The organism is Pseudoduganella sp. jia 9, assembly GCF_055502615.1.
Genome location: NZ_JBUPWE010000008.1, coordinates 65409 through 82526, shown reverse-complemented (window position 1 = coordinate 82526; position 17118 = coordinate 65409). Strand labels below are relative to the sequence as shown.

Below are 17118 nucleotides of genomic sequence, written 5' to 3'. Positions count from 1 at the left end.
ATATATTTCTCGCGGTGCAACGGCTTGCAGCACCGTTGCATTGAAACCTGAATCAGAAAATTCCGAGTCAATTGCCTTGATTCGAGACGAGGACAACTAGTTCATTAACGCGAGTGATGCCAGTTGTAATCCAGCACGAATGCTTATAACGTGATGCATCGCGTTCGCTACCACTCTCAATCGCACATTCTACCAATCGCACTAGCTGCGTGCGTCGCTTCTGCAGCAGTGCACGGGCTTGTGCGCACTCTGGTGGTGCGGCAGCGGCGCATAACGCTTGCATACGCGGGTGAAACCATCGCGAGCATACTGGCGCAAATACTTATTCTGCCCGTCGCACCCAGCAGACTAGATCATGGGGCATCACCAACGGCCAAATGTCGGCAGGAAAAAGGATTGGAAATCGATAGACACGGCTTATTCCATCCCCGCGGTCTTCGATGTACAGTCCATGATCTAGCGCGCCGTGTCAGGACTTGGAATTCTGCTTTATGTACCGTGAAATACGGGACATTCGTCGGTACCAGCGGATGGCGCAGCTCAGCCAGAGCTTACGCCAATCTAAGTTCGAAGTTCGAGTCTGCCCTCCTTCTGAAATGCCTTGCTCTAGTTTCGCATGAGCGTATTCCCGGGCGCTGCGTGTCAGCACCTTGACACCTGGCCAGATCTTGCCTGCAGTGGGAACAGGCGGAACGGGATGTCAGTTGGTGGGAATAACCAACCGGCTGCATGCCAGTACAGCGGCGTCGCTCTTCATGGATTCCTCCTGAAATTGGGTTATGTGTACACTCAGGATCTCATGTCATAGCACCCTTTCAACGCCATCTCCGGATTCCGCTCTTGATTACGATAACTTTACACGGGCAAAAAGCATTGAGTTGTTGCCGCTGCGCGGACAGCGGCGGCGAACGCGCCGCAGACATGTACGGATGATCGGAACGGGCCGTCTGACCAGTATCGCCCGGAAGTTTGGTCGCGCCGTTTACTGACTCATATCGCTATCCCATGAAGCGTTGACGATTTGCTGACCTAGAACTTACCCACCAACTGGTCGGCTAGACTCTGCTTCCCAGCGGTGTGGTTAACGTCAATCGTCTCTATTCTTGGCCCTCAAAACGCCTTTGGAAGAAGATGACGCCGGAGCAGAAACAGTGCTACCATGAAACATTACTAAGGGTTACTCCGAAAACCATCGGTTCCTTGGGTAAACTTTCTTTGGAGAAATATTTGGAATCTGTATCGTTTAGAGAGGTTGTTAGCCTAGTCAACCGCATCTCGGGAACTCGTATTAACGTTGAGACACCAAAAGTTAGTCACCCCGACCAATACGCTGTGTATGGGGGTACTGTTTCTAGCTCCGGTTTCTCGTTTATATTTGACATTCTCTACATTTTTGCTGACGCAACGAAGGATGGTATTAAAAGCGCATATTCGTGGCTGAGCCGGCAACAGGATAAGTCCAAGGTGAAGGTTGTATACGCGCCTTCCGTTACGGCTAGCATCGTTGAGGAGTTTCGCTCGCGGCAGATCGACTGTATGTCTCTCGCAGACTTTTTCGCTTCATTCATGCAGCAGCAGACTGAAACTTACATCGGAAAAATAAAAGAACTCACCTATCATAATTATATTGAACCACAAATTCGCGTGCCACTAGGCGTGCCACGTAAATCCCCGAACCCAGTGTTGGGGTTTCTATCGTCCTCAAGCGCGGGAGGAAATATTGCTGTACTTTTGGGCGAACCTGGGCAAGGCAAAACACACATGTCGAAGTTCTTGGCCGTCGAGCTGACAAAACTTCGACGTATCCCAGTGTACGTTCATTCCGAGCAGTGGACCAAAATGCAGCTAGAGGACCTGTCGTCTATATGGAAGACGATCGTGGCCTCTTTCAGGTATTTCGATGCACCTATTGGCTGGGCTGAAGGCGTCGAGCGGGATTTTATTCGCGTTTCCCTGAAGTTAGGAATTTTCCGGCTCATCTTTGATGGGTTTGACGAGTTCATCCTTCGCAACCGGGGGACGATAGATGCCCGCGAGAGTCTACAGGAATTACTCAACTTAGCAGAAGATACCGGCACTCCGCTGTGCATTACATCACGCACTTCTTTCTATCGCGCAGAGATCGTAGAAGAGACCGGAGGTGAAGACAAAAAGGAGCTTCTTGAGTATCTCATTTTGCCTTTTGACGAAAATCATGCGAAGAACTATTTCGATAAGCGTTTCGGTGAGAATTCGCCTTCGGTAGGACATGCTGTGCGTCTCTTCCAGCAACTGTCGGAAGATAGCTCAGGTGGCGCAAGCGGTTTTGTTGGCCGCGGCTTTTTCCTCTCGCTGATCGCCGATTTGGTTGATCGCGGTGTTAATGTTCAAGTCGGAGCTATCGCGAATCGCACCCGTCTCCAGTGGATAATGGACGCTTTATGTCAGCGCGAACAGGTACGCCAAACGCTTCCATTGGATGCAAACGCCCAGTTGGTCGTTCTAAAAGAATTTGCGGCCCTAGTTGCGCGTGGGGAGCCTCGCGATTCGTCAACATTGCGCCTCGTTCTAAGCACAGCAGTAAATCTTACCAACCAACAGATCGACGAATTAATCAAATCGCCTGCAAAGCTTAAAGATCACCCGTTGATTAAATCAGAAAAGGGAATTTGGTTGTTCACTCAAGATCAGATCGAGTACTTCTTGCTGGCCGAGCGGGTACTCGAACTCTGTAGCCAGAAGGAGGCATATCCTGAGTTGCAGGCTTTACTCAATGGCGAGGATTTTACAAAGAGCTTGCACACTGAAGTGGCGACTGCAATGATTCAGCAAATATTTGCTCTGGAGAATGAGGCGACAGCACTTGAGAGTTGTCAGAAGATAATTAGCACAATCTCACAAGCCGGCCAGAAAATCTTTGCAGCAGCGCCGACAGGCTGTCACCAATTTGCCGGGACAATTGCGTTACTTGCTGCTAGTCGAGTGCACACGAAAGGAGCGAACCGGACAGAACGAACGACTGCCCTCCTCAATTTGCTGCCGGCAGGCGAACTAGTTGGTGTTCAATTTATCGGAACAATGAGCAGTCTAGATCTCCGTGGGTTGGCAATTTCAAACTGCCATTTTGATACTGTTACATTTGCCAACTGTCGATTTGGTCAAAATACAACCTTCACAAACTGCCACTTTACTGACCTCCGAATGAAGAACTGTGAGCAGTTCGGATTAGTGAGGTTCGGCCCCTCTAATACCTTTGACGACGAGTCCCGCCGACTGATTGAGGCGGAAATGATCTCTGCCGGAGAGCGACAATATCTCGACCCGAACCTTAGTGCTGACTTGGATTGCCTCATCAGGCGCTTTCTCCCTCGTGAAACGAGCGGATTTAAGAATATCGAAGAGAGAAATCTGTCCCGCGGGTTGATTGGCCACTCTGTTCACAAGAACTTAATCGTCGAAACTTTCAAGCGGATGTGTTTGTCTTCGCACCCCATGAACGGTAATCTAGTGTACGCGGTTAAAGAAGAACTAAAACCCGATTTCCTCTTTTTCGTCAGCAATGGCGTAACCACCGGGAAACTAGCCGACTTGCGTGATGAACTGAAAGGAAAACTGCTGACTGCGGACTGAAAAATCCGATCTTGGCTGCCATCTACTTTACGCATATACAATACTTTTGTTCCTTAGCGTTTTCCTGAAGAGTTCAACTGGTTACCAGAGCAAGCTCAAAGTAAGGAAACGCTTCCCTCACGGTGTTCGAAAATTTTTCCCCAGCATTGACGCGGGCCGATTTATTCTCGCAATGCTCGAATTTTGGGGGCATGCATACGACATCTTGAGCCCATTTGTGGAAACGCGGATAATACTTAGCACACTGCCGAGATAGGTGCTTGAGCATTGATGACTAAGTCCAAGAATGCACTGCTAGAAACTGTGAGTACTAGAATCAACTTAGGAAACAATCTGCGGTTTAATCAGGAGACAATATGGCTCGAGGAATATCTGTAACTTTAGGCAATGAATTCTTCAGAACAAAAAAGGATTTACAAACGCGTATTCAATCCATGGTAGCGTCATACGCATTGATGGATTTTCTGAACGAAGTTGACCAAAAGCTTTGCCTAGAACTTTTTAAGTATCATCCTAATCGTGAACGAAAATTTGGGCGGGGTATTAATGCTGTACAGGTTAGGTTCGATGACAACTACAATCAACGTTACCTTCATATCCATCGCATTGATGATACGGACGAAGACATCTCATGGAGAAAATGCCTTGAGTCAATCAAGTAAAGTACCCATGAGCTCCTTAATTTCTTGCTTACAGGGCTCAGGCAGGAAGCGAACGCTAGCATGACGCACAACTAGGTTTAAATACTCATCTGGTGTCCGATTAGCTGTCCAGGGCACGACGTTCCCCAGCTTTAGTGCCGTGAACCTAGATAGCCCTAACGCCATTAAGTTGAGTGCCCCTGGATCAGAAGCGCCGAATTCTAAGTACACGTGATAAGGCGCAATACTTGGTTCTAGAAATTTCCTACTAACAAAGACAAACCGCAATATATCTTCAAAGGCAGCAAAATACTTAACGAGTTTATATCTTATTTCGGTTTCAATCAACCTCAAAATTTTGCGAATTTCCGGAGATGCCTTAGCGTCAGGATTTTTCTTTCGAACGTAGGAAACTCGCTCTTGTAGAAGCTCACCGATAGGCGCCCCCCAAATCCATCGGTGTGCGGTAGTACTTACCCAATTGAAATATCTGTCCGGCATATCCATTTCAAATGCCTGATTAATCAAAGATAATGCAAGTTGCATCCTAACCTTCGCACCTGCCTCATGTGGGTTAATAAGCAGCAAATTTTCAAGATCCGGGCGCCCGATCACTAAAATTAGCAGCTTTTGCAACTGATCAGGACGTAGCGAACGATGAAGGCCAAGGATTTCAGCGGGCAAGTCAACTTTCATGTTATCAAGCTGGGCTATATTACTCCGTAGAATTTCTGTATTTTGCTCATTTACGTAACTATGAAATGTAGCATCTGGACCCAATTCTTTTATCTGGTAAAATAATCTACTAAGGGCGGCATCAGCCAATTCAGAATTAGTGCCAACATTCACTCCGTCAAGCACTGACCCAATCAAGGCACCTCCACCCTGCATTACCGCATCCATGGCGCCTTGGATAACTTGCAGGTTTTCGCCCTGGTACGAATCAGCATCCCAGTCTCCAGGTCTTAAGCACCAGACATGGCCATGGAACTCTTCCAACAAGCGGCCTGCGCGCCCGGCCAAATTTCGGAAATCGGCCCGCGACATAGCTTCGCCGCCCAGATGAGGGTTAAGTATGACAATATGTTTTGCAGGAAGATTGACGCCTTGCAGTAAAGTGCTTGTGCTACACAAATACTGTAGCTTTCCTTGCTTAAATAACCTTTCGACCTCATTGCGTACTATAGACGGCATGTGGCCGTAATGAATCGCCACTCCACTTTTTACTGCCGCGACAAGCGGATGTTCTGGATGAATTTCTGTTGCTATGAACTTAGCAAATGACAGCAACTCTGGCGCAGGCTGGTAGTTTGTCATATTTTTAGCCAAGGCGAGCGCAGTAGACTCCGCATCATCCGGGTCGTCACAAAAGACGATTACCGATTCTTCTTCTCGACATACATAGTGCGCGAAATCAGCTTTCTGCGTGGATACAGCACCTCGAAATTTGAAAGACAAATCTGCAACGCCGATATTTACTGGCCGATTGTTATTTAGTTGCTGAACAAGACAGCTTTTTGGCTTCCCATCAATAGGAGAAACAAGCATAATGTTCTGCGCAACTGGTGAAACTTCTTCTACAAAGTATCGACCAGCAGAGTTCAAGCCAAAGACATGCAACAAATAGCCTGGATTCTTTATAAGAGGACAGGCAAATAGCACAGCTAGCCGAGGAAACCTCTTCACCATCATCTCCACTGAATTCTGAAGAAGAATTCCGCGCTTTCCCTTTTGCAATTCATGCGCTTCGTCAACGATCAGCGCTGTAGGAGGGAATTCATGGCCTACCCATGAAATTAGCCTCAGCAGCCTCTCTTGAGTAAGTATGTAGACCGCACCCCGGTTCTTCTGAGTATCCTCGATCGGAAATGGAGCACTCCGGATAGCAATGCCTTCAATCCCCTTCTCCCTAATAGATTTTCTTACTCTGAGAACCACCTCGGTTACGAGAGCTCGTGTAGGGACAACGTAAATAATGAAGGGGTTAGGTTCACTCGTCAGTCTTCTAACGAGGTCTAAGCTGAGCACAAATGACTTTCCCGCAGACGTGGGTGCAGATACGCTGAGTGCTCTCTCTTCCTCAAGCGCAGAATAAAGCTTAAATTGGAAATCCGTCAGAAGCGAAGCGTCTTCAATACTATTCTCAGCTTCTCTTGCCAAGCGCTCCAATGCTAAGGGATATGGTATCTTCCATGCGCCTGAGAAATCAAATTGTTCACGCAGCAGTGTTCTCCCTGGGAAGTTTCCTAGACGAGAGAGGATAAGGTCGGCTATGTTTGCAGCTGCGCCAACTCTATCGCCATATAGCTCTACAACGCGGCTACAAATATCGTAACTATACGACAGATCCTGCGCATCATCAGAAAGCGATAGTGAAGAAGCCAGTATCAGGAGCTGGGATATCTCTGCGCTAGTCAAGTGCAGCAAGTTCGCTTTGATAATTACGTACTGCCTTGCCGTTAATTGAACGAGCCGCTCATAGTACTCATCCGAGTTATCGATTTTCATATTAATCCAACGCAGAATTAAAGGCGTTCCGAAACTCATCAACTGATGGAAACGGGATAAAAAATATATCAAACCGCAAAAACTTTTTATCAAAATTGGCAAGATTTCTGTTTAAATTTGCCACTATCCTTTCAGCATCCATTAACAACATCGATTTAATCTTGCTTCGCACTTCCGTAGGTTTCAATAGCAGGTAGGATTTCCAATCGTAGCCGATCAGACACGAATGATTGAGCCTAGCATTTTCAGAAGGCTCACCAGAAACTATTAACTTTACTAGTTCTTCTTTAACGTTCTGGTCAGCGTATTTAAAATGTCTCGTAACGACGGAAAATTCATGCTTATACATTTCGTTATCATGAAAATCCGAGATACTCTTCAGTGCCGCGCTTATAGCAGCCGTTACATTATCGTAAAGCTTAGACTCGCCAAAGTAGAAATCCACTAGATTATCCTCCGCATTCCATCGCGCATGAATCCCGTCTGATCCCTTAATCTCGTCTCTACGATTAGTTTTCAGCTCCATTTTTGCGACAATTTGCGGTGCTTTAAGGACGGCTTCCGTGAGAAAAAAAAGTAACGTTTCTCCCGCCTCGCCAGTTCGATCATTCTTCCCGCTTGAAATATCGGGATGGCGAAATAACATGCGAGCCTCTTTGGTAAGTCGCGTATACTGTGCTGGACTTAATTCGCCATTTCGGTTTTTGGATGCGATGCAGTAGTCAATGATGTAGTCATAAAGCATCTCGGCTAATGCTCTAACCATCGGCCTACCATTTCCATCGCACTTCAACACGTGAAACCGTATTGAGCCGTCGATCTCCTCAAGTACAAAATCATGTTCAACGGCATCGATACAGCGCTCGTAGTGCTCTGCACGAACAGATATAAATTCAGCAATATTTTCTAGAGAACTTGTCATGGCTGCACTCGGCTAGATGAAGCGTACATCATATCCTGAGATGCCAAGAAAGTTGCAAGTTGTATGCACTATTTGCCCAGTCACATCGTGCTACGGAGATAGTTTCATCGGTTGAGACACGATCTGGAAGACTACGTTGGGCTGCCGTATTCAGGATGAAGCGACTTGGCTTGATAAGGTTCGTGTCGATACGGCGCGAAGCACTCCATCTAAATTGCGTGGCGGGTCTTGGCGGAAGGCGGAATGTGGGAGCCTTATGTCAACCACGGACACGTATCGGTCGTGGCGCACGGTATGCTTTGCCCCAGCCAGCGCAATGAAGGATTATTGCAGGAATGCTACCGCCACTCGAGCTATCGCTGTTCGTACCTACACTCATGGCAGCGCTTAATTTCTACGGTGATGTACGAGTGTACATACGCACAACGAAAGATCTACCGCGGTAAAAAAGGTTCAAGAGGTTGGATAGCTTGCAGTCGCGGTGTTACTGCAGAAGTAAGCAGTAGATCGCCGACTTTACTGGACGACATCGCAATAGTTACTGATTCTCGCCAGCGGCGAATCGATACTCAATCCCCCTATGTGCAACATAGCGTGTCACGTTTTCTCAGTCTGCCGAAAGGCATATTCGGCAACCGCAGGTTGCGTGATGTGTGAGACCGCCCTCGGGGCTGCGGGGGATCCCCGCGATACATTAGAGCAATACAGCTTCGGAAATTTGATTAACGCAAGCACTACTTTCGTTGCAGCTCCGCAAAACGTTCACGGAGGTCTCCTCTCCCGTACTCAGAACCGGCTTTCCGAGGCCACGTTATCGCCCAACCCGACCACTTCCAGTACACGCAGGGTCACAGATCGTCCACGAAACGCCCCCACCTAAAGGCGATCAACGTCTTCTTTGGCAGACGTCTGGCTCAGCTCAACAGGAAGTTCGATTCTGATGTTATGAGCCTGAGACTGCGCCACCAGAACTTTGCTGAATAAGTTTAGGACGGAGAATGGAGCGTATAGGCGAGATCGCCAACGGGTAGGGAGCCACAAGGGCGGGACACATCCCCAATTTGTCCCTGGCCGGTCGCGAATGACGTGTCGACCGGCTCACTGCAGACGTTTCAAATCCCCGTATTTCAGGTTCGTACCCCAAATAGTCTCCGCTCAGCGTGCACAAGCGGATAGTTCCTTTGCTATCGCACTTCTTCCCCAACAGTTGACCTCGATCAATCCGGTGCCTTAATCGCCCCCTAAAGTGCAGCTAGCAAAGGGGAGTGCCCATGTCCGATCACATTGAATTCCTGTCCCGATATCCCCGGCGTCCTGGCAAGCTCGCGACCTGGCAACCCGACATTGTCGGACTACTGAAAGGTGGTGCGTCCTATCGCCAGGTGTGCCTCTTCCTCGCCGAGAACGGCGTCACTGCCGATCCCAGGGAAGTTCGCCGATACATGCACCGCTGCGGGCGTCAACGTTTTATCGCTGGTGGCCCTCAGCGCCCCTCAGCCGAGGAGTGCCAACCCGCGAAAGTCAAAAGCGGGTTGCCGAAGTTCGAATGGAAGCCCGACAAACCAAGCGATTCAACCTGGTAGAAGATAAAAATGGAAACGAACACGATCAACTTCGTGCTGCAGGGCCGCGGCGGTGTCGGGATGTCGTTCAGCGCCGCACTGCTGGCGCAGTACCTGATGCACCGCGGTGTGCCGGTCAGTTGCTACGACACGGACCCGGTCAACGACACCTTCCGACAGTACGAGGTATTCGCGGCCCAGCGCATCAACATCCTCGGCAGCGACAACAATATCAATGCGCGTGCCTTCGACGACCTGGTTGCTTCGCTGCTCGCGGAGAATAAAATCGCCGTCATCGATAACGGCGCATCGACCTTCGTTCCGATGATGGCCTACCTGGTCGAGAACCACGTGATCGAGATGCTGCACGATGCAGGACGGCGCGTGTTGCTTCATTCCGTCCTGACTGGAGGTCAGGCCCTGGACGATACGCGCAGCGGGCTCAAAAGCCTGCTGGAGACGCACGACGCGCCGGTAGTCGTATGGATCAACGAGTACTTCGGCCCGGTGCAGAAAGACGGCATCGAGTTCACGGAATCCCAGCTTTATGAGCGGTATCAGGACCGGATTCGCGGAGTCATCCGCATCAGTCGGGGGAACGCCGATACCTTCGGCAAGGATCTGGAACTGATGCTGGAGAAAAAGCTGACGTTCGCCGAGACCCTCGCGTCGGAACGATTCGGCATCATGCCGCGCCAGCGTCTGAAAATGATCCGCGATGACATTTTCCAGCAACTGGAAGCCAGCGGCATCTGACAGTCAGGCACAGCAGACAGTGCTGGCTCCCATGGCACGCTGTCTGCGGCCCCGCGCAATCGCCGCGTGAAGAAGGTGAAGCGCGGCACGACACATTATCGAACAAGACTCACCGCATGCAGGACTTACCCGCGTCACTGCCGCAAAGCGATCCCGGACTTTCCGACATCATCAGTGATTCACTACTGAGCCCAAAATCGCTATCCCCTATCCGTCACCATTCCAGTCACAAGGATTATTCATCGTCGAGAAATCCGGCTCTGCAAAAGATCCGCATGACGAATCGGCTACTGCGGAATGATCGTGATCTCCGGCTGGAGAACACAACGGCGAATCGTGTTGATGATTCCAGTGATTCGATGGGCAGCCGTAGTCGGGCTGCTGGACAGAACTTACATAGTGTTGGGAATCACCACCAGAGTTAGCAGGCCGGACTGACAGTGTCGCCCCTGGTACGTGCAGGTCGTCGGACAGCATGCCGGTCAAGCCATGGAGTCCCAACAAGTAGGGTCTTACCCACGGCGGGCCGTACCAGGCTGGGCCGAACCACCGTGGCGTTAGCCACCGCCGAATGGTCGCTATGGTGGCGAGCCTGGCTTTTCGGTCTTGCATCGCATCCGCCAGCAGCACCTCGGCCATCGCCTCGGCAGCCTCGACGGATAATCGCGCGTGTTCGCTCATATGGCCTCCGCTTGTTCCTACGCGGTGGACTGACCGCACATCTAAAAGTTCCCGCGCGCTGGTACAAGAATCGTAGCAAGGATGGGCGCCGAACCTTGCTGAACGTTGCCAGACACGGCTGGATATCACCGGGTTTAACGCGGATCACGATGCTGTCAGAAGTTTCGTGAATCTGCCTGATGCAAGTCACATCCAGAGCAGAACGCGCCCGCCGTACCAAGCGCTTGCTCTACGATCGAATGGGCGTCGAAGGGCGTGCAGCGCGGGAGCGTCCCCCGCAGTGAAGAAACCCCTCCTTCCCTCAAAGCTGGCTAACGTGTTCAGCCAGCTTGCTGGCGCGAGGACGGAGCAGACAACTTGCAAGCGGAGTTCCGTGATGCCCACTCATATCATCGCGCCCGATACGCTGAATGCCGCACAGGCCGCTGGCATGCTCTTTGCCGACATCGAAACGATCCTGATCCTGGCCCGCAGCGGCGAACTGCCCGGCGCCAAGGTCGGCAAGAGCTGGGTGTTCCTGCGTGAAGATGTAATCGAATTCCTGCGCGGCAGGGTCCGTGCGGAGACGGGCCAGCGCAAGCAGCCAGTCGTGCCCGACGCCGTGCTGATGCCGCGGCCATCGCGACAGCGGCGTCAGCCTCCCGTGCTGCCGGCATTACCCATGCCGCAAGGCGAGAGCGCGCAGCACACTCAAGGGCAATCGACGACGAAACGCCAGCGCTTGCTTACGGACGATTGCACCGAGTAGCACGGCCCGACCAAGCCGGCCAGGCGTACCCCTTCACAGATCAGACAGCCGGGCCAATCAGCGCCGCGCCGCAACGCTCCCTCACCAAAGATGCTGTGCAAGATCCGACCCGCGCAAGCTGGCATACCGCTTGAGCATCCGTATGTCGCGATGACCGGTGATGCGCGAAATCAGCACATCGGACAGGGAAGTTTTCTCGTACAGACGGCAGGTGGCCTCATGCCGCAGGTCATGAAAATGCAGGCCTTCCACGCCGGCAGCACTGAAGACCATCGAGAAGCGGCGCGACACATACCTTGTCGTCTCATCGAGCGCTTCCACGGACCGGTCACCATTCCAGTATGAAAACAGGCGCCCTTCCCGCTGGGCGATGTCTTCCTTTTGCCCGGACAGATAGTCCCGCAGCGTGGCCACGACCGTCGTCGATAACGGCACCTGGCGGCGGTCACCGTTCTTGCTGCGGTCGAGGCTGATCGTTCGCCGCGACAGGTCCACTTGCGTCACGTCCAGCGTATAGCATTCACGCATGCGCATGGCGGTCTCCAGCGCCAGTTCAAAGAACGTTTGCTCTTCGGGATGGCTGGCCAGCGTAGCCTTGATAAGGTCGTGCTCCACGTCATCCAGACGCCGGCAGCGCTCGTCATCAACCTTCGGTGACCTGCCAGTTGCCGCCAGCTTGCGCTCGTCTTCGGGCGTATAGCTGGCGAATCCGCGCTTCAGCAAACGCAAAGGGTCTGCGCCATGATGTCCGGGTGCTTGCGAAGCATCCAGTCAAAGCAACGTGCCAGCGCACCGTGACGGTGCCGGATCGTGCCCGGGGCCAGATTGTCGTCCCACTTCATCGACTGGATCCAGCCTTCCGCCCAGTCATAGTTCAGGTAGCCAGTGCTGAGCGTCGCCAGCTTGGGACGCAGCGTATCCAGGAGCTTGATTTCCGAGACCGGGACGGCGTTCGCGCGAATGTACTCCGCAATGCAGCGGCTGACCGTCCAGATCTCGCGTGACGGCGTGGTGCGCTCGAGGAGGGCCGCAGGGACGATGCCTTGTGCCAGCAACGCTTCGAGCTGTGCGGCATAGGCATGTGCCTGCTCTTCCGTATCGAAAGTCGCATAGAGCGGCTTCGGCAGAAGCTTGTTGCGGACGCACAATTGCGTCGCGCCATTCGGGGTTTTCTTGAAGGAGGCCATGCACTGCAGCGTAGTGCAGGAGACCTTAATGTCAACGGCGATCAGGCCGTAAACCGGTGTGGTACACCACACTTTTCGCGTGGTAGAAGCGGCGTGCAAGGTAGCGAAAAACGCGCTAAGTCCTTGATTTATTTGGAGGCGAGGACGGGAGTCGAACCCGTCTAGACGGCTTTGCAGGCCGCTGCATAACCGCTTTGCTACCTCGCCTGAGGAGACTTGCCTTACAGACCTCAGCGGGTTATTGACTGAAATCCTGGAAACTGGAGCGGGAGAAGAGTCTCGAACTCTCGACCTCAACCTTGGCAAGGTTGCGCTCTACCAACTGAGCTACTCCCGCATGGAGTTACATCATTTACTGCTGCCCCGAGTCTTTCGACTGGAGCGGGAGAAGAGTCTCGAACTCTCGACCTCAACCTTGGCAAGGTTGCGCTCTACCAACTGAGCTACTCCCGCATTTCAGGAACCGCATTATCGCAGAAACATCAAACGATGCCCAGCGAATTGTTGACTCAACACCAGACGCTTTCAGTACATTTGGAGCGGGAGAAGAGTCTCGAACTCTCGACCTCAACCTTGGCAAGGTTGCGCTCTACCAACTGAGCTACTCCCGCTTCGTACTTGCTGCTGCGTCGTCATCAACAACAGGCCAGCATTATAGAGGATCGAATCGGACTGTCAAGGGAGAAACTAAAAATACTGTTTAGCTCAAACTGCCCGAGCGTTCCTTGATCAGCGGCCACGCCTTCTTCAGGTAGTAGAACATCGACCAGACCGTCAGCACGCTGGCCAGCCACAGCAGCTTTTCGCCCCAGAAGCGGGTGTCGATGGCGCCGAAGATCACGTCGTAGTACAGCAGGGCCGGCAGCGCCGTCATCTGCGCGGCGGTCTTGATCTTGCCGATCGAATTGACCGCCACCGATTTCGATGCGCCGATCTGCGCCATCCATTCGCGCAGCGCGGAAATCGTGATCTCGCGGCCGATGATGATGAACGCGAGGATCGCGTTGCAGCGGTCCAGCTGCACCAGCACCAGCAGTGCGCCGGCGACCATCAGCTTGTCCGCGACGGGATCGAGGAAGGCGCCGAAAGCCGAGGTCTGGTTCCAGCGGCGGGCCAGGAAGCCGTCGAACCAGTCGGTGATGGCGGCGACGATGAAGACGACGGTGGCGGCCAGGTTGCGGTCCTGCAGCGGCAGCCACGAGGGAGGAAGGTAGAACACGCCCACGACCAGGGGAATCAGCGCAACGCGCAGCCAGGTCAGCAGGATCGGTATGTTGAATGGCATAAAGCTAAATTGGACGGCGGCTGTAGGAATTGTAATAACGCGCCGCTAGTCTACCTTGCCGACCGGGGTAATGCCAGCAAGCACAGTTCAGCAGGACGGATGAGTACCGGGTTCTCTGAGTGTTAATGCAGGCGGCGGTAGATTTCTTCGGCAAGTTTGGCCGAAATCCCCTCGACTGATTTCAGGTCGTCGATGCTCGCATTCGTCACGCCGCGTAGGCCGCCGAAGCGCGCCAGCAGCCGCTGGCGCCGCTTGGCACCAATGCCTTCGATTTCCTCCAGCGTGGACGTCTGGCGTGTCTTCGCTCGCTTGGCGCGCATGCCGGTGATGGCGAAGCGGTGGGCCTCGTCGCGGATCATCGCCACGAGCATCAGCGCCGCCGATTCCTTGCCCAGTTCCTGCGCCGGGCGGCCGTCGACGAACATCAGCGTTTCCAGGCCGACTCTTCTCCCCTCGCCTTTCGCCACGCCGACGATCAGGCCGATGTCGAGGCCCAGTTCGACGAACACCTGGCGCGCCATTTCCACCTGGCCCTTGCCGCCGTCGATCAGCACCACGTCGGGCATCACGCCGTCGCCGTTGGCCACTTTCTCGTAGCGGCGCATCAGCACCTGGCGCATCGCCGCGTAATCGTCGCCGGGCGTGATGTCGTTGATGTTGTAGCGGCGGTATTCGCCGTTCTGCATCTGGTGGTGGTGGAACACCACGCACGAGGCCTGCGTGGCTTCGCCCATCGTATGGCTGATGTCGAAGCATTCGACGCGCAGCGTTTCCAGGTCGTCGTTCTCCAGGCCCAGCACGTCGGCCAGCGCGCGCGTGCGCGATTGCTGCGAGCCCTGTTCGGACAGCAGCCGCGCCAGCGCGATCTCGGCGCCCTTCTGCGCCAGCTCGAGCCACTGGCGGCGCTGGCCCTGCGGCTGGAACAGCAGGTTGATGCGGTGGCCGCACTGCTCCTGCAAGGCCAGGATCAATTCCGGCTGGTCGAACTCGATGTTCAGGATCAGCACACCGGGAATGGTCTTTTCCGTGTAGTGCTGGACCAGGAAGGCCGACAGCACCTCGACATCCATCGGCTGTTCGGCCACCGCTTCCGCATCCATCACGTGGGTGGGGAAGTAGGCGCGGTCGCCCAGGTGGCGGCCGCCGCGCACCATGGCGAGGTTGACGCAGGCGCGGCCGCCCTGCACCACCACGGCGATGATGTCGACGTCCGAATCCGACGTTTCCATGCTCTGCTGGTGCAGCACTTTCGACAGCGACTGGATCTGGTTGCGCACCGCCGCGGCCTGCTCGAACTTCAGGTCGGATGCGTAGCCGTGCATCTTCTGCTCCAGCTCCTCCATCACCTCGGTGGTGCGGCCGCGCAGGAAGCGCGCGGCGTTGTTCACGTCGACGCGGTAATCCTCGGCGCTGATCGCGCCCACGCACGGCGCGCTGCAGCGGCCGATCTGGTTCAGCAGGCACGGGCGCGTGCGGTTCTGGTAGACGCTGTCCTCGCAGGTGCGCAGCATGAACACGCGCTGCAGGATCTGCATCGACTCCTTCACCGCCCACGCCGACGGGAACGGCCCGAAGTACTGGTTCTTCTTGTCGACCGCGCCCCGGTAATACACCATGCGCGGCACCGCGTCGCCGGTCAGCTTCAGGTAGGGATACGATTTATCGTCGCGGAACAGGATGTTGAAGCGCGGCTGGAGCGTCTTGATCAGGTTGTTCTCGAGGATCAGCGCTTCGGCTTCGCTGCGCGTGACGGTCGTCTCCAGCCTGGCGATGCGCTCGACCATCATCGCGATGCGCGGGCTGGACAGGTTCTTCTGGAAGTAGTTCGACACGCGCTTTTTCAGGTCGCGCGCCTTGCCGACGTAGAGAACCTTGTCCTCGGCGTCGAAGTAGCGGTACACGCCCGGCAGGTTGGGCAGCTTGGCGACTGTCGCCAGTACCTGCTCGCGCGCCGTCGGCGTCGGCATGCCCGCCGCCGTATCCGCCGCCGTATCCGCCGCGGTTTGTGCCGCTGGCTGCGCCGTCGTTCGCGCCACTGCTTCCGCCGTCTTTTCCTCGCTCATTTCACTCATCAAGCTTCTCCACGATCACGAAAGCGACCGCGTATTCCTCTTCATCGCTGACCGACACCTGCGCCGCCAGCCGGTGCTGCTCCATGTATTGTTTCAGATCGCCGCTGCAGACGATGCACGGCTTGCCCAGCGCATCGTTGAGCAGCTGCGCGGCGGGCCATGTCATCGGCGGGCGCAGGCCCAGGCCCAGCGCCTTCGAGAACGCTTCCTTGGCGGCGAAGCGGGTGGCCAGATAGCGCACGCCGCGCACGCTGTTGCGCTCGCTGCGTTCGCGGAACACGGCCATTTCGTCGGGACCGAGCACGCGGCGCGCGAAGCGTTCGCCCGAGCGGGCCAGCGCTTCGCCGATGCGGGGAACCTTGCAGATGTCGGTGCCGATCCCGTGGATCATCGTGCTCCCAGGCGGGTGGAGACCATGATGGCCTTCATCTCGCGCACGGCGTTCTCCCAGCCGACGAACACCGAATGCGCGACGATCGCGTGGCCGATGTTCAGCTCCTCGATCTGCGGGATGGCGGCGATCGCCTGCACGTTCGTGTAGTGCAGGCCGTGGCCGGCATTGACCTTCAGGCCATGCCGCACGCCCCACTGCACGCCGTTGCGCACGCGCTCGAGTTCGCGCTGCTGCTCCTCGCCTTCGGCATCGGCGTAGGCGCCGGTGTGCAGTTCGATGACGGATGCGCCGACGTCGGCGGCGGCCTGGATCTGCGCTTCATCGGCATCGATGAACAGGCTGACGCGAATGTTCTCGCCCTGCAGCTGTTTCACCGCGGCGGCCACTTCCTTGTGGAAGCGCACCACGTCCAGCCCACCCTCGGTGGTGATTTCGGTGCGCTTTTCCGGCACCAGGCACACGTCCGCCGGCTTGATGCGGCAGGCGAAGTCGATCATTTCCGGCGTCACCGCCGCTTCCAGGTTCATCCGCGTGATCAGCTGCGGCGCCAGACGGATCACGTCTTCATCCTTGATGTGGCGGCGGTCCTCGCGCAGGTGCAGCGTGATGCAGTCGGCGCCGGCCTGTTCGGCCAGCAGCGCGGCGCGGATCGGGTCGGGGTACTTGGTGCCGCGCGCGTTGCGCAGCGTGGCCACGTGGTCGATGTTGACGCCCAGGTCGATCATCGTGCCGGAGGGGTGCAGGAAGCTCATG

At 54.6% G+C, this 17118-nt stretch carries 14 protein-coding genes and 4 tRNA genes; 5 read left to right on the top strand and 13 right to left on the bottom strand.

Annotated features, from left to right (window positions below; all coding sequences use genetic code 11):
* Nucleotides 1–1131 precede the first annotated feature (1131 nt).
* The gene (locus tag ACY34H_RS11640) at nucleotides 1132–3609 is read left to right on the top strand and encodes an NACHT domain-containing protein (RefSeq protein ID WP_464977652.1); all 2478 of its coding nucleotides are present in this window, start codon (nucleotides 1132–1134) and stop codon (nucleotides 3607–3609) included.
* Between the two features lie 356 nt (nucleotides 3610–3965).
* The gene (locus tag ACY34H_RS11635; protein ID WP_464977651.1) at nucleotides 3966–4271 is read left to right on the top strand and encodes a DUF3223 domain-containing protein; all 306 of its coding nucleotides are present in this window, start codon (nucleotides 3966–3968) and stop codon (nucleotides 4269–4271) included.
* Here the strand turns inward: ACY34H_RS11635 and ACY34H_RS11630 are convergent.
* Both ACY34H_RS11630 and ACY34H_RS11625 read right to left on the bottom strand, forming a co-directional pair.
* Nucleotides 4260–6758, bottom strand: a complete 2499-nt coding sequence (locus ACY34H_RS11630) for a DEAD/DEAH box helicase (RefSeq protein ID WP_464977650.1) — start codon at nucleotides 6756–6758, stop codon at nucleotides 4260–4262. The two genes, ACY34H_RS11635 and ACY34H_RS11630, sit on opposite strands and share 12 nt — an antisense overlap.
* 1 nt (nucleotide 6759) lies before the next feature.
* On the bottom strand, nucleotides 6760–7680 hold the full coding sequence (locus ACY34H_RS11625) for a HamA C-terminal domain-containing protein (protein WP_464977649.1): 921 nt from the start codon (nucleotides 7678–7680) through the stop codon (nucleotides 6760–6762).
* Between the two features lie 1271 nt (nucleotides 7681–8951).
* On the opposite strand from ACY34H_RS11625, the gene ACY34H_RS11620 reads away from it, so the two are divergent.
* Nucleotides 8952–9263 (top strand): hypothetical protein, encoded by a 312-nt coding sequence (locus ACY34H_RS11620; RefSeq protein ID WP_464977648.1) that lies wholly within the window; start codon nucleotides 8952–8954, stop codon nucleotides 9261–9263.
* A 9-nt stretch (nucleotides 9264–9272) separates the two neighbouring features.
* The gene (locus ACY34H_RS11615) at nucleotides 9273–9998 is read left to right on the top strand and encodes a P-loop NTPase family protein (RefSeq protein WP_464977647.1); all 726 of its coding nucleotides are present in this window, start codon (nucleotides 9273–9275) and stop codon (nucleotides 9996–9998) included.
* Nucleotides 9999–10205: 207 nt separating this feature from the next.
* On the opposite strand, the gene ACY34H_RS11610 is transcribed toward ACY34H_RS11615, so the two are convergent.
* A complete protein-coding gene (locus tag ACY34H_RS11610) occupies nucleotides 10206–10679 on the bottom strand; it encodes a hypothetical protein (RefSeq protein WP_464977646.1) in 474 nt (157 codons plus the stop codon).
* 376 nt (nucleotides 10680–11055) lie between these two features.
* Here ACY34H_RS11610 and ACY34H_RS11605 point away from each other — a divergent pair, with 376 nt between their 5' ends.
* Nucleotides 11056–11427, top strand: a complete 372-nt coding sequence (locus ACY34H_RS11605) for a helix-turn-helix domain-containing protein (protein ID WP_464977645.1) — start codon at nucleotides 11056–11058, stop codon at nucleotides 11425–11427.
* Nucleotides 11428–11508: 81 nt separating this feature from the next.
* Here ACY34H_RS11605 and ACY34H_RS11600 read toward each other — a convergent pair whose 3' ends face one another.
* The 10 genes from ACY34H_RS11600 to pdxJ form a co-directional block, all read right to left on the bottom strand.
* Complete coding sequence (locus tag ACY34H_RS11600) at nucleotides 11509–12156, bottom strand: site-specific integrase (protein WP_464977644.1); 648 nt, start codon at nucleotides 12154–12156, stop codon at nucleotides 11509–11511.
* Nucleotides 12144–12614 (bottom strand): hypothetical protein, encoded by a 471-nt coding sequence (locus tag ACY34H_RS11595; RefSeq protein WP_464977643.1) that lies wholly within the window; start codon nucleotides 12612–12614, stop codon nucleotides 12144–12146. The genes ACY34H_RS11600 and ACY34H_RS11595 overlap by 13 nt, the downstream gene beginning before the upstream one ends.
* 133 nt (nucleotides 12615–12747) lie before the next feature.
* A tRNA-Cys gene (locus ACY34H_RS11590) sits at nucleotides 12748–12821 on the bottom strand.
* Nucleotides 12822–12875: 54 nt separating this feature from the next.
* A tRNA-Gly gene (locus ACY34H_RS11585) sits at nucleotides 12876–12951 on the bottom strand.
* A 40-nt stretch (nucleotides 12952–12991) separates the two neighbouring features.
* A tRNA-Gly gene (locus tag ACY34H_RS11580) sits at nucleotides 12992–13067 on the bottom strand.
* Between the two features lie 82 nt (nucleotides 13068–13149).
* Nucleotides 13150–13225, bottom strand: a tRNA-Gly gene (locus ACY34H_RS11575).
* Between the two features lie 89 nt (nucleotides 13226–13314).
* Nucleotides 13315–13899: a CDP-diacylglycerol--glycerol-3-phosphate 3-phosphatidyltransferase gene (gene pgsA, locus ACY34H_RS11570; RefSeq protein ID WP_464977642.1), complete on the bottom strand. Its 585-nt coding sequence runs from the start codon at nucleotides 13897–13899 to the stop codon at nucleotides 13315–13317.
* A 122-nt stretch (nucleotides 13900–14021) separates the two neighbouring features.
* Nucleotides 14022–15866: an excinuclease ABC subunit UvrC gene (gene uvrC / locus ACY34H_RS11565; RefSeq protein WP_464977817.1), complete on the bottom strand. Its 1845-nt coding sequence runs from the start codon at nucleotides 15864–15866 to the stop codon at nucleotides 14022–14024.
* Nucleotides 15867–15963: 97 nt separating this feature from the next.
* Nucleotides 15964–16362 carry a holo-ACP synthase gene (gene acpS, locus ACY34H_RS11560; RefSeq protein WP_464977641.1) on the bottom strand — a complete coding sequence of 133 codons (399 nt, stop codon included), beginning with the start codon at nucleotides 16360–16362 and terminating at the stop codon, nucleotides 15964–15966.
* Nucleotides 16359–17117, bottom strand: coding sequence for a pyridoxine 5'-phosphate synthase (gene pdxJ / locus ACY34H_RS11555; protein ID WP_464977640.1), 759 nt, complete (start codon nucleotides 17115–17117; stop codon nucleotides 16359–16361). The genes acpS and pdxJ overlap by 4 nt, the downstream gene beginning before the upstream one ends.
* Nucleotide 17118: the final 1 nt, after the last annotated feature.